The organism is Terrabacter sp. Root181 (assembly GCF_001428505.1).
Lineage (GTDB): Bacteria > Actinomycetota > Actinomycetes > Actinomycetales > Dermatophilaceae > Terrabacter.
Genome location: NZ_LMHU01000009.1, coordinates 269,237 through 294,263, shown reverse-complemented (window position 1 = coordinate 294,263; position 25,027 = coordinate 269,237). Strand labels below are relative to the sequence as shown.

Genomic DNA, 25,027 nt, shown 5'->3' with positions numbered 1-25,027 from the left:
CCTGACGAGGCCCCGGTGGAGCCCCGGTGGAGAGGAGCGGCCGCGGCTCGGAGTCAGGGGAGGTTACGAGCCGCGGCCGCGTGTGTGGGGCACCCACACCGGAAGAACGGACGGGGTTACCCGCCGGTTCCCGGGGTGATCCGGGGCCGCGCACGGGTCGCCCCGGGCGCGGGCCCGGGTCGCTCAGTCGAACTGCCAGGAGCGCTTGCTCAGGCCGAACCAGAAGCCGTCGATGACGCTCTTGTTGTCGAGGCCGCCCGACTCGTAGGCGGCGCCGAGGGTCACGAAGAGCGGCGCGAAGTGCTCGGTGCGCGGGTGTGCCTCGTGGGCCGCGGGGGCCTTGTCGAGGAAGTCGAGCAGGCCGTCGACGTCCTTGGCCTTCATGGCCTCCTGGGCCCAGTGGTCGAACTCGGCGCTGGCGCGCGGCGGCTGGCCGTCGGCGCCGGCGTGCGGGTTGAACCAGCGCAGGTTGTGGGTCGTGAAGCCGGAGCCGACGATCATCGTGCCCTGCTCGCGCAGCGGGGCGAGGCGCCGGCCGATCTCGAAGAGGCCGCGCGGGTCGAGGGTCGGCATCGACATCTGGAGCACCGGCACGTCGGCGTCGGGGAACATCTCCTTGAGCGGGACGTAGGCGCCGTGGTCGAGGCCGCGCGCCTCGTCGCGGTGCACCTCGTGGCCGGGCCACGTCAGCAGCTTCGTCACGTCGTCGGCGAGCGCGGGCGCCGCGGGCGCGTCGTAGGTCACCTCGTAGTACTTCTGCGGGAAGCCCCAGAAGTCGTAGGTGAGGGGGGCGCCGGTCGTCGAGCCGAGGGTCGTCGGGGCGTCCTCCCAGTGCGCCGAGACCATGAGGACGTCCTTGGGCTTCGGCAGGTCCGCGGACCACCCGGCCAGCTCGGCCGTCCAGCGCTCGTCGTCGGCGAGCGGCGGGGCGCCGTGGCTGAGATAGAGGACGGGGGCGGACATGGCGGTTCCTTCCGAAGTTGTTGAACTCTAAACTACCATGGGAACGTGGCTCCGCGCGTCATCATCCCCGAGGACGTATGCCGTGTGGCCCCGTTTCTCCGCACCCCCGCTGAACCGTCGAGAGGCCACCTCTAGCCCACCCTCAACCCTCGAGAGGCCACAAGGGCGGCGTCCGCGCTTGGCCTCGACGTGTCAGACGCGGCCACACGTGGCCTCTCGACGTGTCAGACGCGGCCACACGTGGCCTCTCGACGTTTGAGGTGGGCGGGGCGCGGTGGGCGCGGGACGAGCGGGTCGCCAGGGGACGGCATACGCCCTCTCCGGCGGATGTCGTGAGACCACACCCGGCGCGGGCTGTTACGGTCGGTCCGCGTCCACGTCGGGGCAGCGACGAATCCGCTGCACGTGAGATGCGGGAAGTTGAAGGTGCACCATGGCCGCAGGCAAGGGCCGCAAGCTCGTCATCGTCGAGTCGCCCGCCAAGGCGAAGACCATCGCCGGATACCTCGGAGGCGACTTCGAGGTCGAGGCGTCCGTGGGTCACATCCGTGACCTGCCGAACCCCTCCGAGCTACCGGCCGACATGAAGAAGGGCCCGTTCGGCAAGTTCGCCGTCGACGTCGACAACGGCTTCGAGCCGTACTACGTCGTCGACCCGGACAAGAAGAAGAAGGTCGCCGAGCTCAAGCGCCTCCTCAAGGACGCCAGCGAGCTCTACCTCGCCACCGATGAGGACCGCGAGGGCGAGGCCATCGCGTGGCACCTGCTCGAGGCTCTCAAGCCGCGGGTCCCCGTCAAGCGCATGGTGTTCCACGAGATCACCCGCGAGGCGATCCAGCGCGCCGTCAACGACACCCGCGAGATCGACACCGCGATGGTCGACGCCCAGGAGACCCGCCGCATCCTCGACCGCCTCTACGGCTACGAGGTCAGCCCGGTGCTGTGGCGCAAGGTCCGTCAGGGCCTCTCGGCCGGCCGCGTCCAGTCCGTCGCGACCCGCATGGTCGTCGAGCGAGAGCGCGAGCGCATGGCGTTCGTCCGCTCCTCCTACTGGGACGTCGAGGGCGACTTCACGCCCGACAGCGCGAGCCAGCAGTTCACGGCCCGGCTCTCGTCCGTCGACGGCGTCCGCGTCGCCACGGGCCGCGACTTCGCCGACGACGGCCGCCTCACCGGCAGGGGCGTCGTCCACCTCGACGAGGCGCTCGCGACCCGCATCGCGCAGGCCTGCCTGCCCCTGGCTGCACGTGTCACCGACGTCCAGGAGAAGCCCTACACGCGCCGCCCGTCGGCGCCGTTCACGACCTCGACCCTCCAGCAGGAGGCCTCGCGCAAGCTGCGCATGTCGTCCAAGAACGCGATGCGCGTGGCGCAGCGGCTCTACGAGAACGGCTACATCACCTACATGCGTACCGACAGCACGACGCTGTCCGACGCCGCCATGACCGCCGCGCGCAGCCAGGCGCGTGACATGTACGGCGCCGAGTACGTCCCGGACAGCCCGCGCCGCTACGAGAAGAAGGTCAAGAACGCCCAGGAGGCCCACGAGGCCATCCGCCCCGCCGGTGACCGTTTCCGCTCGCCGGCCCAGGTCGCGGGGTCGCTGCGCGGCGAGGAGTTCGCGCTCTACGAGCTGATCTGGAAGCGCACCGTCGCCTCGCAGATGGCCGACGCCCGCGGCTCGACCGCCACCGTCAAGCTCGCTGTCGACACGGCCGTCGAGGGTGCGCAGTCCGTCGAGTTCAGCGCCAGCGGCACCGTCATCACGTTCAAGGGCTTCCTCGCCGCGTACGAGGAGGGCCGCGACGACGAGGCCGCCGCCCGCGCCGACGCCGCCGCCGAGGAGCGCCGCCTGCCCAAGCTCAGCGCCGGCGTCCCGCTCGAGGTCGTGCGCGCCGAGGCCGACGGCCACGAGACGAGCCCGCCCGCCCGCTTCACCGAGGCCACCCTCGTCAAGGCGATGGAGGAGCGCGGCATCGGCCGACCCTCGACGTATGCCGCGACGATCGGCACCATCCAGGACCGCGGCTACGTCTTCACCAAGGGCCAGGCCCTCGTGCCGACGTGGCTCGCCTTCGCCGTGACGCGCCTGCTCGAGGAGCACTTCGGCAACCTCGTCGACTACGAGTTCACCGCCTCGATGGAAGAGGACCTCGACCGCATCGCCAACGGCGACGAGGGCCGTGTCGCGTGGCTCAAGCGCTTCTACTTCGGCGAGGAGGCCACCTCGTCCGCCGGCCTGCGCAACCTCGTCGAGGACCTCGGCGAGATCGACGCCAAGGAGATCTCCACGATCCCGATCGGCGACGGCATGGTCGTGCGCGTCGGCCGCTACGGCCCGTACGTCGAGGAGCTCGTCCCCGCGGGCGTCGACCTCGAGACGGGCGAGGTCGCCGACGGCGCCGAGGTGCCGGCCACGCCGCGCCGCGCGACGATCACCGACGACATCGCCCCCGACGAGATGACCCCCGAGAAGGCACGCGAGCTGCTCGAGGTCGCCGCCGACGACGGCAAGGTGCTGGGCAAGGACCCCGAGACCGGTCGCGACATCATCGCCCGCGCCGGGCGCTACGGGCCCTACGTCACCGAGGTCATCGAGGACGACGACGCCGGTGCGGCCGACAAGCCCAAGGCCAAGAAGGCGGCCAAGGTCAAGCCCCGCACGGCCTCGCTCTTCAAGGACATGGAGCTCGCGACCCTCGACCTCGAGTCGGCGCTCAAGCTGCTCTCGCTGCCGCGCGTCGTCGGCACCGACGCCGAGGGCGTCGAGATCACCGCGCAGAACGGCCGCTACGGCCCGTACCTCAAGAAGGGCACGGACTCGCGCTCGCTCACGACCGAGCAGCAGCTCTTCGACATCACGCTCGACGAGGCGCTCGCGATCTACGCCCAGCCCAAGCAGCGCGGGCGCGCGGCTGCTGCACCGCCGCTCAAGGAGCTCGGCGCCGACCCCGTCAGCGGCAAGCCCGTCGTCGTCAAGGACGGCCGTTTCGGCCCCTACGTCACCGACGGCGAGACCAACGCGACGCTGCGCAAGGACGACGACCCCGAGGCGATCACGCCGGAGCGCGGCTACGAGCTGCTCGCCGAGAAGCGCGCCAAGGGCCCGACCACCCGCAAGCGCGTCGTGAAGAAGACGGCGAGGAAGACCGCGAAGAAGGCGACGACCCGCACGACGAAGAAGGCCGCCACCAAGAAGGCCTGACCCGCGCACCGCTCGAGTGAGCTCTCACTCGAGGGTGGTTCGGCGATCACTCGAGTGGCTCATTGCGTATGCCGTGTGGTGGCCCTGCCGGGGACGCTGCGCTCGCGCTAGCGTCGGGACGTGATCGAGACCCGACGCCTCGAGGCTGCCGACCGGGACCGGTGGGAGGTGCTCTTCCGTGCGTACATCAGCTTCTACGAGCGCGAGCTCGGCCAGGCGGCATACGACAGGGCATGGCGCGAGATCGCCTCTGACGCAAGGCTGCACGGGCTCGGGGCATGGCTGGACGGCGAGCTCGTGGGGATCACCCACTTCCTCGTGCACCCCAGCTCGAGCGAGCCGGACCTCTGTTACCTCGAGGACCTCTTCACCGAGCCGGCGGTGCGCGGCCGGGGCGTCGCGAGCGCCCTCATCGCAGCCGTGCGCGACTGGGCGCGCGGGCAGGGCTGCGGCTGCGTCTACTGGCAGACCCACGAGTCGAACGCCGTCGCCCGCCGGCTCTACGACGAGGTCGCGACGTTCGAGGGCTACGTCGTCTACACGACGCCGGTCAGTGGCGCGGGTCGTGGCGCGGGTCGTGGCGCGGGTGGTGGCGCGGATGCTGGCGACGGCCGCGGTGACGGGAACGTCGGCGCGCGGTGAGAGGCTGAGTCCATGTCAACCGTTGTCTTCGTCCACGCCCACCCCGACGACGAGGCCTCGCAGTCCGCCGGCTCGATGGCTCGCGCCGTCAGCGAGGGCCACCGCGTCGTGCTCGTCGTCGCCACCAACGGCGACCACGGCGACGCGCCCGACGACCTGGCCGAGGGCGAGACCGTCGTCGAGCGGCGCCGGGCCGAGGCCGCCGCCTCCAACGCCGTCATCGGCACCCACCGCGTCGAGTTCCTCGGCTACGCCGACTCCGGAATGACCGGGTGGGCGCAGAACGACCACGAGGAGAGCTTCGCCCGGGCCGACACGGAGGAGGCGGCGCAGCGCCTCGCGGCGGTGCTGCGCGAGGAGGCCGCCGACGTCGTCGTCGGCTACGACTGGCACGGCGGCTACGGCCACCCCGACCACGTCAAGGTGCACGCCGTGACCAGGCGGGCGGCCGAGATCGCCGGCACGCCGCGCTACCTCGAGGGGTCGATGAACCGCGACGCGATGATCCGCTCGCACCAGGCGGCGATGGCGGCCGGCCACGACGTGGGGGAGTGGGACCCGAGCCAGCCGATGGACGACGGCAACCCGCTCGGCAGCCTCGAGAGCGAGCTGCACTGGGCGTGCGACGTGGGCGAGTTCCTCGAGGTCAAGCGCTCGGCGCTCAAGGCGCACGCGAGCCAGTCCGACGCGCAGGGGATGCTCCAGATGCCGGTGGAGATGTTCGCGGTGGCCTTCGCCCAGGAGCACTACATCGAGCCCGGCCGTCCCGACGGGATGGTCGCGGGCTGGTTCCTCGACGGCTGAACCGTCCGGTAACCTACTCGCGGTAACAATGCCGTTTCCTCCGGAGGGACCCCCGATGCCCGAGATCGACTTCACGACCGCCACCGCTGAGCAGCTCGCCGCCGTCGAGCCCGGCGACTTCATCCGCATCGTCAAGGAGATGTCCGACAAGGACGTCAAGGAGGTCATGGAGAGCGACAACCGGGGCGCCATCGTCGACGCGATCTTCCGGCGCATGCCCGAGCTCTTCCGGCCCGACCGGGCCGGTTCGACGACCGCCACGACCCACTGGAGCATCACCGGGCGCCCCGACGGCTTCGCCGACGAGTGGACCGTGCGCTTCGCCGACGGCACCTGCACCTCGGTCCCCGGCCACGACGGCGACTCGACGCTCTCGCTCGCGATGTCGCCCGTCGACTTCACCAAGGTCATCACCAAGAGCGGCAACCCGGTGATGATGTTCATGACCGGCAAGATCAAGGCCAAGGGCGACCTCGGGCTCGCGGCCAACATCGCGAACTTCTTCGACATCCCCAAGGCCTGAGGAGCCCGTCGTGGTGGAGTTCTCGCTCGCCCTGAACGACGACCAGACCGAGCTGCGGGACTGGGTGCACGGCTTCGCCGCCGACGTCGTGCGGCCGGCCGCCTCCGAGTGGGACGCCCGCGAGGAGACGCCGTGGCCCGTCATCCAGCAGGCCGCGAAGAACGGCCTCTACGGCTTCGAGTTCCTGGCCCAGTGCTGGTCCGACCCCACCGGCATCTCGATCAACCTCGCCAACGAGGAGCTCTTCTGGGGTGACGCCGGCATCGGGATGTCGATCTTCGGCACGACCCTCGCGGTGGCCGCGATCTACGGCTCGGGCACGCCCGACCAGATGGTCGAGTGGCTGCCGCAGTGCTACGGCGACGCCGACGACCCGAAGCTCGCCGCCTTCGCGACGACCGAGCCTCAGGCCGGCTCCGACGTCGGGGCCATGCGCACCCGCGCCCGCTACGACGAGGCCGCCGACGAGTGGGTGATCAGCGGCCAGAAGGCCTACATCACCAACGGCGGCATCGCGAACGTCCACGTCGTCACGGCCGTCGTCGACCCCGAGCTCAGGGCTCGCGGGCAGGCGGCCTTCGTCGTGCCACCCGGCACGAAGGGCCTCGAGGGCGCCAAGAAGCTGCGCAAGCTTGGGCTGCGTGCCTCGCACACCGCCGACGTCTTCCTCGACGACGTGCGCGTCCCCGGGTCGTGCCTGCTCGGCGGCAAGGACAAGCTCGACGAGCGCCTTGCCCGGGCCCGCGAGGGAGGGTCGTCGAGCGGACAGGCGGCCATGCGGACGTTCGAGATCTCGCGTCCCACGGTGGGTGCGCAGGCGCTCGGGATCGCCCGGGCGGCATACGAGTACGCCCTCGACTACGCCAAGGACCGCGTCGCCTTCGGCCGGCCGATCATCGAGAACCAGGCGATCGCGTTCGCGCTGGCGGACATGCGGACCGAGATCGACGCGGCCCGGCTGCTCGTGTGGCGCGCGTCGTGGATGGGTCGGACCAACCAGCCGTTCACCGCTGCCGAGGGCTCGATGAGCAAGCTCAAGGCCGGCGAGGTCGCGGTGGCCGTCACCGACAAGGCCGTGCAGATCCTCGGCGGGGCCGGCTACGTCACCGACCACCCGGTCGAGCGGTGGTCGCGCGACGCGAAGATCTACACGATCTTCGAGGGCACGTCCGAGATCCAGCGCCTCGTCATCGCCAGGGCCATCAGCGGCGTCCGCATCCGCTGACCCGTCGAGTGGCCGGCTGTGGCCGCCCCCGACATGTCGAAAGGCCAGTCTCGCGACGAGAACTGGCCTTTCGACGGGCACGAGGGGGCGAGACGTGGCCTCTCGACGGGCAATAGGGGGCGAGACGGCCTCTTGACGGGCAGCGCCCACCCGACCCCGAGGGTCGAGTGGGCGCTCCCGCGCGGTGCGGCGTCGCTCAGGCGAGCGCGTCGATGATCTCGTTGAAGGTCGTGGACGGACGCATCACGGAGGCCACCTTGGCCGGGTCGGGGCGGTAGTAGCCGCCGATGTCGACCGAGTGACCCTGGGCGTCGACGAGCTCCTGGGAGATCGTGGCGATGCTGTCGGAGAGGGCCTTGGCCACCGGGGCGAAGGTCTCGGCCAGCGCGGCGTCGTCGGTCTGAGCCGCGAGCTCCTGCGCCCAGTAGAGGGCGAGCCACACGTGGCTGCCCCGGTTGTCGATCTGGCCGACCTTGCGGGCCGGGCCCTTGTTCTCGTCGAGGAGCGTGCCCGTCGCGCGGTCGAGCGTCTCGCCGAGCACCCGGGCCCGCGGGTTGTCGGTGACATCCGCCAGGTGCTCGAAGCTGACCGCCAGGGCCAGGAACTCGCCGAGGCTGTCCCAGCGCAGGTAGTTCTCCTGGACGAGCTGCTGGACGTGCTTGGGCGCCGAGCCGCCGGCGCCTGTCTCGAAGAGGCCACCGCCGTTGATGAGCGGGACGACCGACAGCATCTTGGCCGACGTGCCGAGCTCGAGGATCGGGAAGAGGTCGGTGAGGTAGTCGCGCAGGACGTTGCCCGTGACCGAGATCGTGTCCTCGCCCTTGCGGATGCGGCCGAGGGAGTAGGCGATCGCGTCGGTCGGCTTCATGATCTCGATGATGAGGCCGTCGGTGTCGTGCTCGGTGAGGTACTCGGTGACCTTGGCGATGAGGTTCGCGTCGTGGGCGCGGTCGGCGTCGAGCCAGAAGATCGCCGGAGTGCCCGTCGCGCGGGCGCGGGTGACCGCGAGCTTGACCCAGTCGCGGATCGGCACGTCCTTGGTCTGGCAGGCGCGCCAGATGTCGCCGGCCGAGACAGCGTGCTCGAGCAGCGCCGCTCCGGAGCCGTCGACGACGCGAACCGTCCCGTCGGCCGGGATCTCGAAGGTCTTGTCGTGGCTGCCGTACTCCTCGGCCGCCTGTGCCATGAGGCCGACGTTGGAGACCGAGCCCATCGTCGACGGGTCGTAGGCGCCGTTGGCGCGGCAGTCGTCGAGGACGACCTGGTAGATGCCGGCGTACGAGCTGTCGGGCAGGACGGCGAGCGTGTCCTGCTCGGCGCCGTCGCGGTCCCACATGTGGCCCGACGTGCGGATCATCGCCGGCATCGACGCGTCGACGATGACGTCGCTCGGCACGTGGAGGTTGGTGATGCCCTTGTTCGAGTCGACCATGGCGATGGCCGGGCCGTCCTCGAAGCCCTGCTTCACGGCGGCCTCGACCTCGGCCCGCTCGTCGGCCGGCAGTCCCTCGACGGCCTTGAGCACGGCGCCCAGCCCGTCGTTGGGGGACGCGCCGACGGACGCCAGCGAGCCGGCATACGTCTCGAAGACGTCGGGGAAGAAGGCGCGCACGACGTGGCCGAAGATGATGGGGTCGGAGACCTTCATCATCGTCGCCTTGAGGTGCACCGAGAAGAGGACGCCCTCGGCCTTGGCCCGCTGGACCTGCTCGGAGAGGAAGTCGCGCAGCTTGGCCACGTCCATGAACGTCGCGTCGACGACCTCGCCGGCGAGGACGGGGATCGACTCCTTGAGCACGGTGGTGGACCCGTCGGCACCGACGAGCTCGACGCGCAGGGTGTCGTCGGCCGACAGCACGACGGACGTCTCGTTGTGCCGGAAGTCGTGCGCCGCCATCGTCGCGACGTTCGTCCTGCAGTCGGCGCTCCACGCCCCCATGGAGTGCGGGTGCTTGCGGGCGTAGCTCTTCACCGACGCCGGCGCGCGACGGTCCGAGTTGCCTTCGCGCAGAACGGGGTTGACGGCCGAGCCCTTGATCTTGTCGTAGGCCGCCCGGGCCGCCTTCTCCTCGTCGGTGGACGGGTTGTCGGGGTAGTCGGGCAGCGCGTAGCCGGCGGCCTGCAGCTCGGCGACCGCGGCCTTGAGCTGCGGGATCGACGCCGACACGTTGGGCAGCTTGATGATGTTGGCCTCGGGCGTCTTGGCCAGGGCGCCGAGCTCGGCCAGGGCGTCGCCGACGCGCTGCTCAGGCGTCAGGGCGTCGGGGAACGCGGCGATGATGCGACCCGACAGCGAGATGTCACGCGTCTCGACCTCGACGCCGGCCTGCTTGGCGAAGGCCGAGACGATGGGCAGCAGCGAGGCCGTGGCCAGGGCGGGCGCCTCGTCCGTGTGCGTGTAGATGATTGTCGAGTCCAACGCGGGTGCTCCGTTCGGGTTGCTGTTCGTGCCGAGATCCGGTCTTCGTGGATCCGCGAATAAATCTTGATGTCAAGATAACCGATGCGGGGCGACCGTGGGGCCGCCGTCCCATCCTGCCGGGGTGGCCTGCGCCACGCCAGAGACCCCCGCCCTAGGCTGGAGCGGGTGAGCACCGACCCGCGCAGCGACGCCGACGTCACGACACCTACCCGCGGCATCGACGCGGCCACCGCCCGGCACCTGCACCACGTGCTGGCCACCGAGCAGCGCCGGGGGCGGCTGCCGTCGGTCGCCGCCGGGATCGTGCGCGACGGCGACCTCACCTGGTCGGATGCCGTCGGGACGCTCGACGGGCGCGCCGCAGGGGAGGCGGCCGACACCGACACGCAGTACCGCATGGGTTCCATCACGAAGACCTTCGTCGCCGTGGCCGTGATGCGTCTGCGCGACGCCGGTCGCCTCGACCTGCTCGACCGGTTCGAGGACCACGTGCCCGGCTCGGCGCTGGGCGGCGCGACTATCGCGCAGCTGCTCTCGCACGGCGCCGGTGTGCAGGCCGAGACGAACGGCGCGTGGTGGGAGCGCACGCCCGGTGGCGACTGGGATGAGCTGGCAGGGCCGGGCGCGGGATCGCCTGTGGAACAGCGGTTCCGGGCCGGCCGGCGCTTCCACTACACGAACGTCGGCTTCGCGGCGCTCGGCGAGCTCGTGGCCAGGGCGCACGGCACCGACTGGTTCGACGTGGTCCGTCGTGACCTGCTCGAGCCGCTCGGCATGTCTCGCACGACCACACGCCCCACCGGTCGCGCGGCCCACGGGCTCGCGGTGCACCCCTTCGCCGACGTCCTCCTGACCGAGCCCGAGCACGACGCCGGCGCGATGGCCCCGGCCGGCCAGCTGTGGACCACGGTGCAGGACCTGTCGCGCTGGGCCGCCTTCGCCGGTGGTGAGACGGGCGACGTGCTGTCGGGGGACACGCTCGCCGAGATGTACGAGCCGCACACCGTCGTCGACAACCCCGGCCAGGCGTGGACGACTTCCCACGGGCTCGGCTGGCAGGTCTGGAACGTCGACGGCACGAGGTATGCCGGTCACGGCGGCTCGATGCCCGGTTTCCTCGCGGGCCTGCGGGTCGACGTCGAGAGCGGAGACGGCGTCGTCGTCCTCGCGAACTCGACGAGCGGCATGGGCCAGGTGGCCACCGACCTGCTCGCGGCCTTCGTCGAGCGCGAGCCGCGCACCCCGGAGCCCTGGCACGCGGCCGGCGACCCGACCGCGCTCGACCTGGTCGGCACGTGGCACTGGGGCCCCTCGGTGTCCACTGCCCGCCTCGTCGGTGAGCACCTCTTGCTCGGCGAGCCGGGTCAGGCCCGCGGATCGCGCTTCGCACCGACCGGACCTGACGAGTGGGTCGGCCTGGACGGCTACTACACGGGCGAGCCGCTCCGGGTGGTGCGGGCCACCGACGGCACGCCGTCACACCTGGACCTCGCGTCGTTCCGGTTCACGCGTACGGCCTACGACCCGGCGGCCGACGTGCCCGGCGGCGTCGACGAGGGCGGTTGGCGCTAGTGCCGGACTCACCCGACCTGTCGAGGCTCGTCTGGCCCCGGCTCACCGACCGGCTCGCGCTGCGGCCGCTCACCCTCGACGACGTCGACGCCGTCCACGCGTACCGCAGCCTGCCCGAGGTCGTCGTCCACCTCAGCCACGACGTGCTCAGCCGTGAGCAGGTGCTGACCCGGGTCGCCCAGCGCGTCGAACGCGGCCGCGCCGGTGCCGAGGAGCCGCTCCTCGGTCTCGCCGTCGAGGAGCGGCGCACGGGTCGCGTCGTCGGCGACGTGATGCTGCGGCTCGAGCCGTGCCACAGCATCGCCAGCACCCCGGCGCGCGAGTGGGAGGGGACGATCGGCTACGCGCTGCACCCGAACGCGCAGGGCCGCGGACTGGCGGCCGAGGCGGCTGCCGAGCTGCTCGTCATCGGATTCCGCGACCTGGGGCTGCGCCGGATCACGGCCGACGCCTACGCCGACAACATCGCCTCGAACCGCGTGCTGCGCCGCATCGGGATGCGTCACGAGGCCACGATCCGGGCGAAGTCGCTCGGCAAGGACGGCACCTGGCTCGACGACAACATGTGGGCCCTGCTGCGCGAGGAGTGGCCCGTCTGAGCCGAGCGGCGCCCCCGCAACCCGCCCGTCGTATGCCGTCTCCACCCGCCGACCGAACGCAGCGTTCGGTGCCGAACGCGCTGCTGGAACACTGAGTTCGAGACCGAACGCGGCGTTCGGGGGAGCTGCGGGCGTGGCGTCAGCTCGTGTGGTCCGACCGTGCGACGAGGGCCTCGATGCCGTCGAGCAGGAGCCCCAGGCCGTAGGCGAACTCCTCGTCGAAGAAGTCCTCGTCGTCGTCTCCGAGGGCCTCGGGACCGGCTGCCGCGAGCCGGGGGAAGCTCGCGGGGTCGATGAGGGCCCCGATGAGCTGGAGGTAGGCGCCCTGCGGACTGTCGGGGTCCACGGGCCCGGTGAGTCCCATCTGGATCGTCTGGCGGACGTGGTTCTGGCCCCAGCCGTCGATGGCGAGCAGGGCGGAGAGTCGTTGCTGACTCGTCAGGGGGAGGCCTTCGAGGGCCTCGAGTCCCGACTCCATCCAGCCGATCAGGTTGGGGGTCAGCGGCGGCGCGCTCTGGCGCGCCTCGGTGGTCCACGGGTGGGCGAGTCGCCGCGCACTGATCTCCCGGGCCCACCGGGTGATCCGCCGGCGCCAGTCCTCGTCGGCGGCGTAGCGCAGGTCCGGCGGCCCGTAGGCGACGTCGACCATGACGGACGACAGCTCGTCCTTGCTGTCGACGTAGCGGTAGAGCGACATCGTCGTGAAGCCGACCGCCTGGGCGACGCTCTTCATCGAGATGGCGTCGAGCCCCTCGGCGTCGGCGATCTCCACCGCGGCAGCGCCGATCTCGCGGATGCTCCGTCCCGGCTTGGGACCGCGGCGCCCCTCGGACTCGCGGCCCCAGAGCAGCTGGAGGTAGCGCGGCAGGTCGGTCATGGGCCCATCCTAGTCAACTGCTTGCGCGATACGCAGATGCGGCGTACCTTTCCGTGTGCCAGATAAACACTATGTCACATACGCAGATTGTGAGGAGCTCGCTGTGTCATCGTCCGTCACCTCCCCGCCTCGAGCCGGCCGTCGCGAGTGGACCGCGCTCGCCGTCCTCTGCCTGCCCCTGCTCATCGTCTCGATGGACGTCTCCGTCCTCTTCTTCGCCGTGCCGCACATCGCCGAGTCGCTGTCACCGACCGCGAACCAGCTGCTCTGGATCTTCGACATCTACGGGTTCGTGCTCGCCGGTCTGCTCCTGACGATGGGCGGCCTGGCCGACCGCTTCGGCCGGCGACGGCTGCTCCTCGCCGGCGCGCTCGCCTTCGGCGTCGCCTCGGTCCTCGCGGCGTATGCCCCGACCGCCGGTTGGCTCATCGCCGCCCGGGCCCTGCTCGGGGTGGGCGGCGCGACGCTCATGCCGAGCACCCTCGCGATCATCCGCAACCTCTTCAACGCCGACGACGAGCGTGCCAAGGCCGTCGGGGTCTGGTCCGCGGTCATGGCGGGCGGCGTCGGCATCGGTCCGATCATCTCCGGCATCCTGCTCGAGCACTACTGGTGGGGCTCGGTCTTCCTCATCAACGTGCCGGTCATGCTCGCGCTGCTCGTGGTGGCGCCGTTCCTGCTCCCCGAGTCGCGCTCGGAGGCGAGCCGGGTCGACGTCGTCAGCGCGGTGTTCTCGCTGCTCGCCATCCTCCCCGTCATCCACGTGCTCAAGCAGCTCGCCTCGGACGGCTGGTCACCGGCACTGATGCCGTATGCCGTCGTAGGCCTGGGCGCGGCCGTGGTCTTCGTGAGGCGTCAGTCGCGCATCGACAGCCCGATGGTCGACCCGCGGCTGTTCGCCCACCGGGGGTTCGGGGGCTCCATCGCCGTGCAGGTGATCGGGATGTTCGGCGTCATGGGCAATGCCGTGCTCATGACGCAGTACCTCCAGTCGGTCCTCGGCTACAGCCCGCTCGCGGCGGCGCTGTGGAGCCTGCTGCCCTCGATCGCCGTCGGTGCGGCGGCTCCGACGGCTGCCGCGGTGTCGCTGCGGGTCGGTCGCCCGATCGTCATGGCGACCGGGTTCGTCGTGGCCGCCGTCGGCTACATCGCCATGAGGTCCGCCGGAGCCGAGTCGTCGATCTGGGTCGCTCTCGTCTGCGCGTCCCTCGTGGCGATGGGCCTCGTGTCCGTCGCGACGCTCGTGACGGAGTACGCGATCGGCGTGGCGCCGGCCGAACGTGCCGGATCGGTGTCGGCCCTCGTCGAGACGGCGGGGGAGCTCGGCGGGGCGCTCGGGATGGCGGTCCTCGGCAGCGTCCTCGGGGCCGTGTATGCGGCCCGGATGGACGTGCTGCTGCCCGCGGGTCTCCCGCCGGGGGCCCGTGATGCCGCCCAGCAGACGCTGGGGGAGGCCGGGGTCGTCGCGGCGCGGCTCGGCGGAGCGCAGGGGCAGGCGGTCCTCGAGGCCGCGCGGACGGCATACGTCGACGGGATGCACGTCAGCGACGTCGTCGCGGCCGGGCTGCTCCTCGTCGGCGCGGTCGTCGCGCTCACCACGCTCCCGCGGCACCGACCCGATGAGCCCGCCCGCGCCGGTGTCGAGGTCGACAGGTCGTTCCAGTCGACGTGACGTCGGCTGACACGGGTGTGGGCCACGCACCGGAAGGGAGTCCGGCGCGTGGCCCACGGTCTGCCGCGACCGCTTGGGTAGGAGTCGGTCGGGCCTCGAGACACGTCGAGGGGTCAGGCGTGCTGTCGGGTCAGCACCAGGGGTAGACGAACAGGCTGCTGTCGCCGGCGCGGTGGTCGGCGAGGAGCAGGCTGAACGGCACCGGGTCGGGCACGCCGCTGATGTCGGCCCCGGGTCGGACCGTGACGCCGAGCGACTCGACGGCGTAGGTCAGGTCGACCCCGTTCTTGGCCACGGCCCCGAGCAGTCCGGCGCTCCGCAGGGTGGAGATGCCGGACTGCATGCAGGACGTGTCCGGAGATGCGGAGGCCGAGCCGGCCGTCGTCAGGACGGCGGCGGAGGCCAGGGCGGCCGCTGCGGCGATCGGGAACATCCTCATGCGTGACTCCTTCGTCAGTCCCCGAGTGTCTATGGTTTGTCCAATGTTTGGACAGTCCTGATTCAAAGGCCCGTGGCGCCTGTTGTCAATGGTTTGTCGAGGGTTGAGTCTCACGATCCCGACTGGTGGTCGGCGTTGCCTCGGGCGCGGCAGTCCGATCGGCCGGCTCGGGGGTCGGGTGCGGCCGGCGGGGCCACCAGAAGCGGTCGCCGAGGACCACCGCGATGGCCGGGACGAGGAGCGTGCGCACGACGAGCGTGTCGAGCAGGACGCCGATGCAGATGATGACGCCGATCTGGGCCAGGACGACCAGCGGCAGGACGCCGAGCACCGCGAAGACGGCGGCGAGCAGGATGCCTGCACTCGTGATGACGCCACCCGTCGCCGCCAGGCCGCGCAGCATGCCCTCACGAGAGCCGTGGCGCCGGGCCTCCTCTCGTGCTCGCGTCACGAGGAAGATGTTGTAGTCGACACCCAGGGCCACGAGGAAGACGAAGGCGAAGAGGGGTGCGCTGTCGTCGAGCGCGGAGAAGTCGAAGACCTTGCTGAAGATCCACCACGAGGCGCCGATGCTGGCGAGGTAGGTCGCGACGACGGTGGAGACGAGCACCATCGGGGCGACGATCGACCGCAGCAGCACGACGAGGGCGAGCAGGACGAGGGCGAGCACGAGCGGGAAGATGACGAGCCGGTCGCGAGCCGAGGCCTCCGCCTGGTCGAGGGCCACGGCCTCGGTGCCCGCGACGTGGCTCTCGGGCAGCGAGGTCAGGGCGGCGCGCAGGGCCACCACGGTGTCTGCGGCAGCCTCGGACCCTGGGGCCGCCTCGATGACGGCGTCGATCTCCGCCACCCCGTTGCCCTGGTTGACCATCCGGGCGCCGGCGATGCCCTCGACCCCCTTGGCAGCGGCGGTCACGGCCTGCGGGTCGTTGGTCGTCATGATGATGGCGGGGTCGGCGCTACCGGCGGGGAACGACTGGGCCAGGCGCTCGCCCGCCGAGATGGCCTCCGGCTTCTGAAGGAACTGGTCCGAGGTCTTGAGGCCGGTGTCGATGAAGGCGATGCCCGTGGCCAGCACCGCGAGCCCGACGAGAGTGATGCTGATGATGCGCTTGGGGTGCGCGGCGACGCGGTTGCCGACCTTGCGCCACAGCGACGTGCCGTCGGCCAGAGCGGCCTCGCCCTCACGCGGCACGCGCGGCCAGAAGATCCATCGGTCGAAGATGACGAGGGCGGCGGGCAGCACGATGAGCACGAAGGCCGCGGCCACGACGATCCCGACGGCGCAGGCGAGCCCGAGGCCACGCGTCGCCGGGAAGAGCGAGAGCAGTAACGTCAGCAGGCCGATGACGACCGTGACCGAGCTGGAGAGGACGGCCTCGGCCGTGCGGCGCAGGGCGAGCGACATCGCCTCGCGCCGGTCGTGGTGGCGGCGCAGCTCGTCGCGGTAGCGGGAGATGAGCAGCAGGGCGTAGTCGGTGCCGGCGCCGAACACGAGCACCGAGAGGATGCCGATCGTCGACTCGTCCCACACGACGTCGAACACCGCGAGGGTGTGGGTGGCGAGCACGGCGGCCAGCCGGTCGGCCACGCCGACGACGATGAGCGGGAAGATCCAGAGGATCGGGCTGCGGTAGGTGATGACGAGGAGCAGCGCCACGACCGAAGCGGTCGCGATGAGCAGGCGCGTGTTCGCCCCGGAGAAGACGGCTGCCAGGTCCGCCTGGACCGCGGCCGGGCCCGTGACCTGCGCGGTGACCCCGTCGGGCAGGTCGGCCTTGACGGTCGCCCGGATCTTCTTGACGGCCTCGGCGGTCGCGGTGGCGTCGCTGTCGTCAACCGGCACGACCGCGAGCACTGCCGTGCCGTCCTGGCTGCGCTGCAGCGGCACCCGGCCGGCACCCGGCACCTGCGCGAGCCGGGCCTCGATCGCGCTGTCGGTGCTGGGCGACAGCTGTCCGGAGTCCGTGCTGAAGACGATGACGGCCGTCGACCCCTCCACCTCGGGCAGTTGCTCGCGAAGCTCGATCGCCTGCGCGCTGTCCGAGCCGATGGGCAGGGCGTCGGTCGCTGACGCGGTGCGCGTCGCCTCACCGACGGCGCTGACGACTCCCATCGCCCCGGCCAGGGCGAGGATGACGATGGCCACCGCCCACCATTTGCGTGTGATCCTGTCGGTCACCGAGCTCACGAGTACCTCCGCTAAGATGAGTAAGCAAGTTACTCAGAAGATTACTAAGTTGGTGAGTGACATTAGCAGCAAACAGAGCGACCGCCAATCGCCGCCTGAGGGCGGTGCTGCCGTCGGCAGCGCCAGAGGCAGTGTCGAGGCTGCGCCGCGCCTGAGCGCGGCGACCGGCGTGCCGAACTGGCGGCTCACCGGAACACTCTCGGCCCTGCAGGAGCTCGTCGAGGTCGCCGAGGCGGTGCCCGCGGTCGTGGCGCGCCAGGCCGGTCTCAGCACCTCTGAGCTGCACTCGCTCCGTCACCTCATGCGCGGTCCCATGGGGCCCGTTGACCTCGCCAAGGTGCTGGGGGTGACCTCGGCGGCTTCGTCGGGCGTCGTGGACCGCCTCTGCAGCCACGGCCACGCCGTGCGGCGTCCGCATCCCGACGACGGCCGTCGCACCGAGGTGGTCATCACCGACAGCGGGCGCGCCGAGGTGACGGCCCGGATGCGGCCGATGTTCGTGGCACTGGCGGAGCTCGACGGCTCCCTGACGGACGACGAGCGGGTCGTCGTCGAGCGCTACCTGCGCGGCGCGACTGCCGCGATGCGCAACCTCACGACCTGAGGCTCAGGCGGGCAGCTGCCCCCTCAGCAGGCTGTCGCCCGAGTGCGCCGGCTTGTCGTCGAACTGCTCCTTGGAGACGTCGACGACGACGTAGCCCTGGTCGATGAGGTCCTGGCTGATCGGGAAGGTGTCCGACTCGCCGGGACGCAGCACGCCGACGGAGACCATCCGCTTGCCGTCGGTGTTGATGAGCCAGACCTCGAGGTAGCCGTCGCCGGCATCGAGCGGACGGTCCGTCACGACGCTGAGGTCGAGCCCGTCCCCGGCGCGCACGACCGAGGCCTCGCCCTCTCGCTGGCGTGTGTCGAGGGTCTCCAGGGCGACCTGCGAGACACGCCCGCTGTCGTCAGGGGCCCAGATGGCCCGCCCGGCGAGCAGTCCCACGACGAGGCTGGCCGCCACGAGAGCGGCGCCCCACGCCGCGGCACGTCGGCGCGTCGCACGAGCGGACGCCGCCGTGATCGGCCTGACCGTCGCGTCCGCGGGGACGGGTTCGGGGGCGTATGCCGTCCCCGCCGTCGCCGGGGGACCCGTCGGGTTCGCGGGTCGGCCGGGTCGGTCGTCGGCGTCCGTCCCGGACGGACGCTCGTCCCGTGGCTGGGAGGTCTCCGCGGGCGTGGTCGCGGGTCCGGTGTCGGGTCCCGCCACGGTGGCGGGGGCCGGTCCGGCATCGGCTGGGGTGTCGGGCTCGGCGTCGATCTGGGCGGCCACGCGCGCCCAGACGGCGTCGTCGGGAGCCTGCCAGCCGGCATGCGCCAGCGGTCCTGAGGCGAGGCGCAGGGTGCGGCGCAGCTGCTCCACCGACGCGGAGCACACGGCGCACTGCTCGACGTGGGCAGAACGATCGGCCTCGACCTTCTCGCCCAGGGCGAGGTCGACGAGATCGTCGTCAGTCGGATGCGACACGTTCCACCTCCTTGAGTCGGTCTCTCAGCTCGAGCAGTCCCCGCCTGACGTGGCTCTTCACGGTGCCGAGGGGCATCTCGAGCGTGCGGGCGATGTCATCGTGCGTGCGGTCCTCGATGAAAGCCATTCGGAGCACGGTCGCTCGCGGATCGCCCATGCGCTCCAGCTCGTGGACGAGGAGCAGTCGTTCGGCCCAGTCGGAGTCGTGCGTGGTCGTCGGCTCGGTGACCACCTCGGACGCGAGCGCCTGCAGGTTTCGGTGGGTGCGGTAGCGCTGCGTGCGCACGTCGGCGACGCGGTGCTTCGTGATGCCCACGAGCCATGCCGCCGGCGACCCGCGGTCGGGTCGGAGGGTGGCGCGTCCCCGCCAGGCGGCGACAAACACCTGCTGGACGACGTCCTCGGCGTCCTCCCTGGTGCCGAGGGCGCGCAGGGCGATGGTGTGCACGAGGGGGGACCAGCGGCGGTACATCTCGGCGAGGGCCTCGCGGTCCCCGCCGATCAACCGGACGGCGAGCTCGGCGGACTCGACGTCAGGGTCCTCGTGCACGTGCACGGACCCACCTAACCACGTCCGGCTCACGCGAGCGGCTCGGCGGTCACGACGACGTTCTCGTCGTAGCGGTGCTGCTCGCGGTCGAAGTCGCCCCCGCACGTCACGACGTGGAGCAGTGCAGGTCCGTCGCGGGCGAAGAGGGCGGCGAGGTCGAGCGTCGTCTTGCGGACCTGGGTCACCGACGTGACGGCATACCTCGTCCTCATCTCGCCCGACCGCACCGTGATGACGTCGCCCGTGCGCAGCTCCTCGACGGCCGCGATGGGGCCGATCCCGTAGCCCGGCATGTCGAGGTGCGCCGCGAGGACCGTCGACCCGGCGTCGTCGCCGGGCCGCGGGCCGTAGCGGTACCAGCCCATCTGCGCCGGCGTCTCCGGGAGCGCCATCTCGCCGTCACGGGCGACGCCCACCGGCACGACCCGCATGTCGATGCCGAGACGGCGGATCGTCAGGCGGTCGGGGGCCGCCGCGGTCGCGCCCGCCTGCTGCGTCGCCGGGCGGACCCCCGGTTGTGTCAGACCGGCCGACCCGGTCGTCCCGGCCGGCGACCCCGGCGACCCCGGCTGCGGGGGAGAGGTCGTGGGGTCGCCGGCGGCGGGTGCGGCGGTGCCGGTGACGCCCGCCCCGGACGCCGCTGGGAGGGCGGCGTCGGAGTCACGCGTCAGCCACGCCGTGCCCACGCCCGCCAGGAGGGCGGCCGCGAGCGCGGCGACCACCCCCCTGGACGGGCTCGACGCCCGGGCCCGGGAGCGGCCCGATCCTGGGTCGACGGTGCGGTTCATCTCGGTCGTTCGCGACGGGTGCGTAGCGGGTCAGCGGATCCCGGCGGCGCGGCGGCGCGACACGAGGACGAGCCCGCCCACGGCGGCAGCGGCACCGATGACGGTCGCGTATCGGGCCACCTCCGAGGAATCTCGGGCCGCAGCGGCCTGGCCGCCCGCCCCGGCCGGGACTCCACCCGGGGCCGAGTGCATGCCGGAGAGGGTCTGGACCGCGAGCTCCAGGTTCTTGTCGGCGGCGCTGCCCCACGCGTACACGATCGTGTTGGTGCCCTCTTTGAGGTCGAGGTCAGCTGGGCCGATCGCGACGGTGTCGGTCCCCGCGAGGACGACGTCGGCCGAGATCGTGCCGGCGGGCACGTCGGCCTTGGCCTCGTTCGGGTTCGTGAGGTTCTTGAAGGCCGCCGTGCCGTTGGCCCGGACGTCGACCGCGGGGGCGGCGGCCGTGTGGCGCACGGTGATCCGCGCCTTGCCGGCATCGATCGTGGACGTGTCGTTGACGAAGGGTGTGAGGACCGGCTTGCCCGCCTCGGACAGGTGCGCGACGACCGTGACGTTGGCGCCGCCCGGCACCTTGACGTCGTTGGCCTCGATGACGGCTGCGCCACCGGCGCCCGCCCCGGCCTGCGTGACCTTGAGGTCGTAGGTGCCCTCGGGGAGCATCAGCGGATCGGTCAGCGTGCCGGGCTTGAAGTCTGTCAGAAGGGCCTTGCCGTTGGCGTAGACGTCGACCGTCGCGCCGGGCACGGCGTGGAGGATCGAGACCGTGGCGTCGGCCGCGTGGGCCGGGGCCGCGAGGAAGGCGGCCGGAGCGAGGGCGAGGGTCGTGGCGGCGGCGATGCGAAGCGACTTCATGGTCGTTCCTTTCCAGAGGGGTGAGTGCTCGAGTGCGACGGGGCCGCGCTCGGGTGGGAGGTGCATCCGGGAGGGGAGGCGGTGGCGTGCGGTGCGGACCTCGGGGCCGCGCGGGAGGGCGTCAGAGGTCGGCGGGGCGCAGGACGAGGACGATGCCGTGCGCGATCTGCCGGTTGCCCTGGTTGATGTCGAGCGCCCGCGGGTTGAGCAGGGGGTCGGCATCGTTGCGGTCGCCGTCGACGAGGCGGACGAGCTTGAGCCAGCGCGACAGCACGTCGACCTTGATGCTCGTGCCGGGGAGCGCCGTCGCCAGCATCGCGCCGTCGGACCGGAGGGCCTGCGACGAGGTGATGGGGCCGCCCGGGACGACGTGATAGAGCAGCACCTGCTCCAGGACGTCGATGCCGACGGCGCCGGCGAGCGCCTGGAAGACCTTCGTCTCGGAGCCGTACCAGCGGCCCGTCAGGTCGGCGGCGAGGACCTGGAAGGCCCGGTCGTTGGGGATGAAGGCCGTCAGCGGCACGTCACCATGCGTCAGCAGGCCCACCGGGCTGTCGGGCTTGGCCGCGAGGACGGCGAGGACCGCCTCGGTGACGATGTCGTAGTCGTACCAGTTGCCGTCGAACTGGTTGCCGTCCGCGAGCAGCACGTCGGCGAGGCTCGTGGTTCCGCTCGGGGTGGCTGCGGCGACCACCGATGACTGGGCGCGCGATGCACTCGATGCGCTGGACGCAGCAGGGGCGGCGACAGCGGCAGGGACGGCGAGGGCGCCGGCCAGGGCCGCGACGACGGGGACGAGATGACGCTTCTTCACGGTCGGTCCTCTCTTCGGGAGCGACGGCGTCGTGTGCCGTCTGCTCCTACTTCCGAGAACGTGCCGTGCAGGGATGCACCTACCGCGAACTTTCTTCTCGCGGTGGGGGGCGTGCTGCGTCAGAGGTGCGCGTTGACCGCCTCGGCCGCGCGCTGGCCGGAGACGAGGGCGCCCTGGATCGACGCCGTGTCCCGGTGGTCGCCGCACACGAAGACGCCGTCGCCGAGCGTGACCGGGGCGCGGACCACGAGGGGTGGCGTCATCGCCGGCAGCGCGGCCTCGACGCGATGGCGGGTGACGACACGCCAGTCGGAGGTGTCGCAGCCGTAGATCTCACCGACGTGTCGCAGGACGTCGGCCTCGGACGCGTCCCCGTCGGGCCGGTCGAGCAGGCACGTCGCCTCGACGAGGTGCTTCGTCGGTGGGGCGTAGCTCGGGGCTGCTGCCGTCATGACGGCGGTGTTCCACACAGGGCCGGGTGGGGCGGAGTCGTGGCGCCGCCCGTCGACCGCGACGAGCGGGAGGGAGTGGGGCGGCTCCGGTGCGTCGAACCACCACGTGACGAGGCCCTTGGTCGGAGGCTCGGGGAGGGTGGTGAGGTTGGCCGCGCCGATCGGGTCGGTGGCCACCACGGCGCTGCGGGCGTGCAGGTGCCGGCCGTCGACGCGGACGTCCACGCCGCCGTGCACGGGCGTGATGGACTCGACGTGGCTGCGCAGCCGGACGCGGTCGCCGAGCGGCTTGGCCACCTGCTCGGGCAGGGCGTGCATGCCCGTCGCCGGCACCGCCGGCCGGCCGAGGGCGAACATCCGCACGAGCAGCTTCGTGAAGTTGGCCGACGACCCTCCGTGGCTGTCGACGAGGACCCCGGCGAGGAAGGGGTCGAGCACCTCACGGCGGAGGCGGCCGGTGACGCCGGCCTCGTCGAGCGACTCCGCGAGGGTCGAGTCCTGCTGTGCCAGAACGGTCTTCGGGTCTGCCATGACGCGTGCCGTCCACCGGGTGACGCCGGCGAGCTCGCGTGGGTGGAGGTAGCCGCTGCGCATCGTCTGGGCGAGGAGCCGGGGCTCGCGCATCGGGTCGGCGAGCACCTGCAGGCCGTTGGTGCGGCGCACCAGCACGCCGGACCCGAAGGGCTTGAGGTCGAGCGTCGACACGTCGACCCAGCGTCGGACCGCCGGGTAGGCGGGGTTGAGCACCTGGAAGCCACGGTCGCACCGGAAGCCGTCGACCACGTCGGTGCGGATCCGGCCGCCGACACCGTCGCTCGACTCGAGGACGACGACCTCGTGACCGAGCTCGGTCAGCCGTCGCGCGCACCGCAGCCCTGCCAGTCCTGCCCCGACGATGACGACGTCAGCGTCCACGAAGGATCACCCCACTGCTCGAGTCCGGCCCCCGTCGCAGCGTAGACCTCGCGGGGTGGCCGCGGGAGGGGCCGAGGACGGCGTCCGCAGCCCGCGCCCTGCCGGCGTCGCGTCGCGCCGCCCGCGGTCTCCTCGACGCGTGCCGAGCAGGCCGACGCCGAAGGGCGCCCCGACCCCGCGAGGTTCTCGGCGGCGACCTCAACCGCGCAGGCGCACCGACAGGCAGGTGACGCAGCCCTCGAGCTTCTCGAACTCGGAGATGTCGACGGTCGTCACGTCGTGCCCGCGAGCCGCGAGCAGCTGGGCGGTGCGAGGCGCGGAGGCCGACATGAGCACCGACATGCCACCGAGCAGGACGACGTGGGCGCCGGACTCCTCCGGGACGGCGAGGAACTCGGGCCACGCAGACAGGTCGTCGACGAGCGGCGGGTAGCCCAGCACCGTGCCGTCGGGCAGGGCCGTCACCGCGGACTTGAGGTGCAGCACCTTCGACACCGGCACGGGGACCACCTCGACGCGATGTCCGTCCCAGGCGCGTCGCAGCTGGTCGACGCCGGCGAGGTTCGTGCGCCCGCCGACACCCACCCAGACGACGTGTCCGTGCTTGAGCACGTCCCCGCCGTCGAGGGTGCCGGGCTCCTCGACCTCGACGGTGCGGTAGCCGTATGCCTCGACGGCCTCGCGGACGCCGGCCCGCTCGGCCCGTCGCTCGGGCGCGCCGGACCGGCACAGCACCGCGACGTCCCCGTGCACGACGACCTGGTCCTCGATGAACACGCCGTCGGGGCAGTCGTCGACGGGTGGCGCCTCGACGACGGACCAGCCGCGCCGGCGGAGGACGTCGACGTACTCCTGCCACTGGCGCAGCGCCAGCCCGACGTCGACGGATCCCGAGCGCTCGATGTGCGTCACGATCCCGTCCGCGAGTCGGGGGGAGGGTCGGCGGACGAGCGCGAGACGACGGTGCACGCGCTCACTCTAGGGGCGTCGCACACCCCGGCCGACGGGGCGCGTCCGCCCTCAGTGGGCGAGGGTCGGCTTCTCGTCCGACCGTGCCGTCGGCCACCAGCCCTGCGTCTGCGCCGTGTGGGTCAGCTGCTCGCGGTAGGCCGATCCGGCCGCGCGCACGCATCGCTCGACGTCCTCGTCGTCGAGCGCCCCGAGGCGCCACCGCAGGAGGCGTCGGGCCGTGATCGGCTGGTCGCACAGCGGACGCAGCACCCCACCCGGCGGGGCGGACGCGGTGGGGACCGCGAAGGACACCGCTCGCCCGGCGACCACGGCCGGCCACAGCGGTCCGAGGTCGTGCGGTCCGTAGGTCGACCGCAGGGTGACGCCGAGGCGAGCGATGACGGCGCTCGTCGTCTCGGAGCCCGGGTCGACCTCGGTCGGCGGCAGGATCCAGTCCTCGCCGGCCAGCTCCGTGATGTCGACGCACCGCTGCGACGCGAGCGGGTGCGACGCGGACAGGGCGACGAGCAGCGGCTCGCGCTCGACGATGACCCGCTCGCCGATCATGGCGCGCGGCCCTTCCTCGCGTCGGTCGGCCACGAGCGCGATGACGACCGCGACGTCGACCCGGCCGTCGCTGATCGCCTCGGTCGTGGTGCCGCCGGTGAGCGGCGGCACCGGCATCAACGGACGTCGCATGTCCGTCGCGTAGGCGTGGCTGACGAAGGACGTGAAGTAGCGCATCGAGTCCGACGTGATCCGCAGCGGCGCGTCGCTCGCCCGGTGGGTGCGGACGTCCTCGCGCAGTGCCGCCACCTCGTCCAGGACCGTCCGGGCCCGCGACACGACGCGCTCACCGATGGCGGTGCAGGCGACCCCGTCCCCGCTCGGGCGGAACAACGTGCACCCGAGGGCTCGCTCGATGCGCCCCACCTCGGACCCGAGGGTCGCCGCGGACACCCCGAGCACGGCCGCGGCGGCGGGGATGCTGCCCTGCTGCGCGACCACCGCGACGACGCGCAGGTGTCCGACCTCGAGCTCCACGTACCCGAGCGTAGGGC

22 protein-coding genes are annotated in these 25,027 nt (G+C 71.9%); 9 read left to right on the top strand and 13 right to left on the bottom strand.

Annotation, left to right across the window (positions count from 1 at the left end; all coding sequences use genetic code 11):
• Nucleotides 1–183: 183 nt before the first annotated feature.
• Complete coding sequence (locus ASD90_RS19585; RefSeq protein WP_056760112.1) at nucleotides 184–963, bottom strand: class III extradiol ring-cleavage dioxygenase; 780 nt, start codon at nucleotides 961–963, stop codon at nucleotides 184–186.
• Between the two features lie 433 nt (nucleotides 964–1,396).
• Between ASD90_RS19585 and topA the strand changes: the two genes are divergently transcribed.
• The 5 genes from topA to ASD90_RS19560 all read left to right on the top strand — a co-directional run bounded on the left by topA (nucleotide 1,397) and on the right by ASD90_RS19560 (nucleotide 7,362).
• Nucleotides 1,397–4,168: a type I DNA topoisomerase gene (gene topA / locus ASD90_RS19580; protein WP_056760111.1), complete on the top strand. Its 2,772-nt coding sequence runs from the start codon at nucleotides 1,397–1,399 to the stop codon at nucleotides 4,166–4,168.
• Nucleotides 4,169–4,288: 120 nt separating this feature from the next.
• Nucleotides 4,289–4,810, top strand: a complete 522-nt coding sequence (locus ASD90_RS19575) for a GNAT family N-acetyltransferase (protein WP_235506809.1) — start codon at nucleotides 4,289–4,291, stop codon at nucleotides 4,808–4,810.
• Nucleotides 4,811–4,822: 12 nt separating this feature from the next.
• Entirely contained in the window at nucleotides 4,823–5,614 is a 792-nt protein-coding gene (locus ASD90_RS19570; RefSeq protein WP_056760108.1) for a PIG-L deacetylase family protein, read from the top strand.
• Between the two features lie 55 nt (nucleotides 5,615–5,669).
• Nucleotides 5,670–6,137 (top strand): SCP2 sterol-binding domain-containing protein, encoded by a 468-nt coding sequence (locus ASD90_RS19565; RefSeq protein WP_056760106.1) that lies wholly within the window; start codon nucleotides 5,670–5,672, stop codon nucleotides 6,135–6,137.
• A gap of 10 nt (nucleotides 6,138–6,147) precedes the next feature.
• Nucleotides 6,148–7,362, top strand: a complete 1,215-nt coding sequence (locus tag ASD90_RS19560) for an acyl-CoA dehydrogenase family protein (RefSeq protein WP_056760103.1) — start codon at nucleotides 6,148–6,150, stop codon at nucleotides 7,360–7,362.
• Between the two features lie 196 nt (nucleotides 7,363–7,558).
• Here the strand turns inward: ASD90_RS19560 and ASD90_RS19555 are convergent, their stop codons facing one another.
• On the bottom strand, nucleotides 7,559–9,781 hold the full coding sequence (locus tag ASD90_RS19555; protein ID WP_056760101.1) for an NADP-dependent isocitrate dehydrogenase: 2,223 nt from the start codon (nucleotides 9,779–9,781) through the stop codon (nucleotides 7,559–7,561).
• A gap of 168 nt (nucleotides 9,782–9,949) precedes the next feature.
• Between ASD90_RS19555 and ASD90_RS19550 the strand changes: the two genes are divergently transcribed.
• Together ASD90_RS19550 and ASD90_RS19545 are read left to right on the top strand one after the other, a co-directional pair.
• A complete protein-coding gene (locus ASD90_RS19550; protein WP_235506807.1) occupies nucleotides 9,950–11,356 on the top strand; it encodes a serine hydrolase in 1,407 nt (468 codons plus the stop codon).
• Nucleotides 11,356–11,955: a GNAT family N-acetyltransferase gene (locus tag ASD90_RS19545; protein ID WP_235506823.1), complete on the top strand. Its 600-nt coding sequence runs from the start codon at nucleotides 11,356–11,358 to the stop codon at nucleotides 11,953–11,955. The genes ASD90_RS19550 and ASD90_RS19545 overlap by 1 nt, the downstream gene beginning before the upstream one ends.
• 139 nt (nucleotides 11,956–12,094) lie before the next feature.
• Here ASD90_RS19545 and ASD90_RS19540 read toward each other — a convergent pair whose 3' ends face one another.
• Nucleotides 12,095–12,832, bottom strand: a complete 738-nt coding sequence (locus tag ASD90_RS19540) for a TetR/AcrR family transcriptional regulator (RefSeq protein WP_056760099.1) — start codon at nucleotides 12,830–12,832, stop codon at nucleotides 12,095–12,097.
• Between the two features lie 103 nt (nucleotides 12,833–12,935).
• Here ASD90_RS19540 and ASD90_RS19535 point away from each other — a divergent pair, with 103 nt between their 5' ends.
• Nucleotides 12,936–14,504 (top strand): MFS transporter, encoded by a 1,569-nt coding sequence (locus tag ASD90_RS19535; RefSeq protein WP_056760097.1) that lies wholly within the window; start codon nucleotides 12,936–12,938, stop codon nucleotides 14,502–14,504.
• Nucleotides 14,505–14,634: 130 nt separating this feature from the next.
• Here the strand turns inward: ASD90_RS19535 and ASD90_RS19530 are convergent, their stop codons facing one another.
• Together ASD90_RS19530 and ASD90_RS19525 are read right to left on the bottom strand one after the other, a co-directional pair.
• Nucleotides 14,635–14,943, bottom strand: a complete 309-nt coding sequence (locus ASD90_RS19530) for a hypothetical protein (RefSeq protein WP_056760095.1) — start codon at nucleotides 14,941–14,943, stop codon at nucleotides 14,635–14,637.
• An 85-nt stretch (nucleotides 14,944–15,028) separates the two neighbouring features.
• The gene (locus ASD90_RS19525; protein WP_235506806.1) at nucleotides 15,029–17,092 is read right to left on the bottom strand and encodes an MMPL family transporter; all 2,064 of its coding nucleotides are present in this window, start codon (nucleotides 17,090–17,092) and stop codon (nucleotides 15,029–15,031) included.
• 94 nt (nucleotides 17,093–17,186) lie between these two features.
• On the opposite strand from ASD90_RS19525, the gene ASD90_RS19520 reads away from it, so the two are divergent.
• On the top strand, nucleotides 17,187–17,738 hold the full coding sequence (locus ASD90_RS19520; protein ID WP_235506804.1) for a MarR family winged helix-turn-helix transcriptional regulator: 552 nt from the start codon (nucleotides 17,187–17,189) through the stop codon (nucleotides 17,736–17,738).
• Nucleotides 17,739–17,741: 3 nt separating this feature from the next.
• Here ASD90_RS19520 and ASD90_RS19515 read toward each other — a convergent pair whose 3' ends face one another.
• The 8 genes from ASD90_RS19515 to ASD90_RS19480 all read right to left on the bottom strand — a co-directional run bounded on the left by ASD90_RS19515 (nucleotide 17,742) and on the right by ASD90_RS19480 (nucleotide 25,010).
• A complete protein-coding gene (locus tag ASD90_RS19515) occupies nucleotides 17,742–18,644 on the bottom strand; it encodes an anti-sigma factor (protein WP_056760090.1) in 903 nt (300 codons plus the stop codon).
• Nucleotides 18,628–19,200: an RNA polymerase sigma factor gene (locus ASD90_RS19510; protein WP_056760088.1), complete on the bottom strand. Its 573-nt coding sequence runs from the start codon at nucleotides 19,198–19,200 to the stop codon at nucleotides 18,628–18,630. The genes ASD90_RS19515 and ASD90_RS19510 overlap by 17 nt, the downstream gene beginning before the upstream one ends.
• A gap of 23 nt (nucleotides 19,201–19,223) precedes the next feature.
• Nucleotides 19,224–19,982 carry a class F sortase gene (locus ASD90_RS19505; RefSeq protein ID WP_082588875.1) on the bottom strand — a complete coding sequence of 253 codons (759 nt, stop codon included), beginning with the start codon at nucleotides 19,980–19,982 and terminating at the stop codon, nucleotides 19,224–19,226.
• A 30-nt stretch (nucleotides 19,983–20,012) separates the two neighbouring features.
• Nucleotides 20,013–20,834: a DUF4397 domain-containing protein gene (locus ASD90_RS19500; RefSeq protein ID WP_056760084.1), complete on the bottom strand. Its 822-nt coding sequence runs from the start codon at nucleotides 20,832–20,834 to the stop codon at nucleotides 20,013–20,015.
• Nucleotides 20,835–20,955: 121 nt separating this feature from the next.
• Nucleotides 20,956–21,648: a fasciclin domain-containing protein gene (locus ASD90_RS19495; RefSeq protein ID WP_056760082.1), complete on the bottom strand. Its 693-nt coding sequence runs from the start codon at nucleotides 21,646–21,648 to the stop codon at nucleotides 20,956–20,958.
• 119 nt (nucleotides 21,649–21,767) lie between these two features.
• Nucleotides 21,768–23,015, bottom strand: coding sequence for an NAD(P)/FAD-dependent oxidoreductase (locus tag ASD90_RS19490; RefSeq protein WP_056760080.1), 1,248 nt, complete (start codon nucleotides 23,013–23,015; stop codon nucleotides 21,768–21,770).
• A 198-nt stretch (nucleotides 23,016–23,213) separates the two neighbouring features.
• Nucleotides 23,214–23,984 carry a dimethylargininase gene (gene ddaH, locus ASD90_RS19485; RefSeq protein WP_056760078.1) on the bottom strand — a complete coding sequence of 257 codons (771 nt, stop codon included), beginning with the start codon at nucleotides 23,982–23,984 and terminating at the stop codon, nucleotides 23,214–23,216.
• Between the two features lie 51 nt (nucleotides 23,985–24,035).
• A complete protein-coding gene (locus ASD90_RS19480) occupies nucleotides 24,036–25,010 on the bottom strand; it encodes a LysR family transcriptional regulator (protein WP_057586325.1) in 975 nt (324 codons plus the stop codon).
• Nucleotides 25,011–25,027 lie beyond the last annotated feature (17 nt).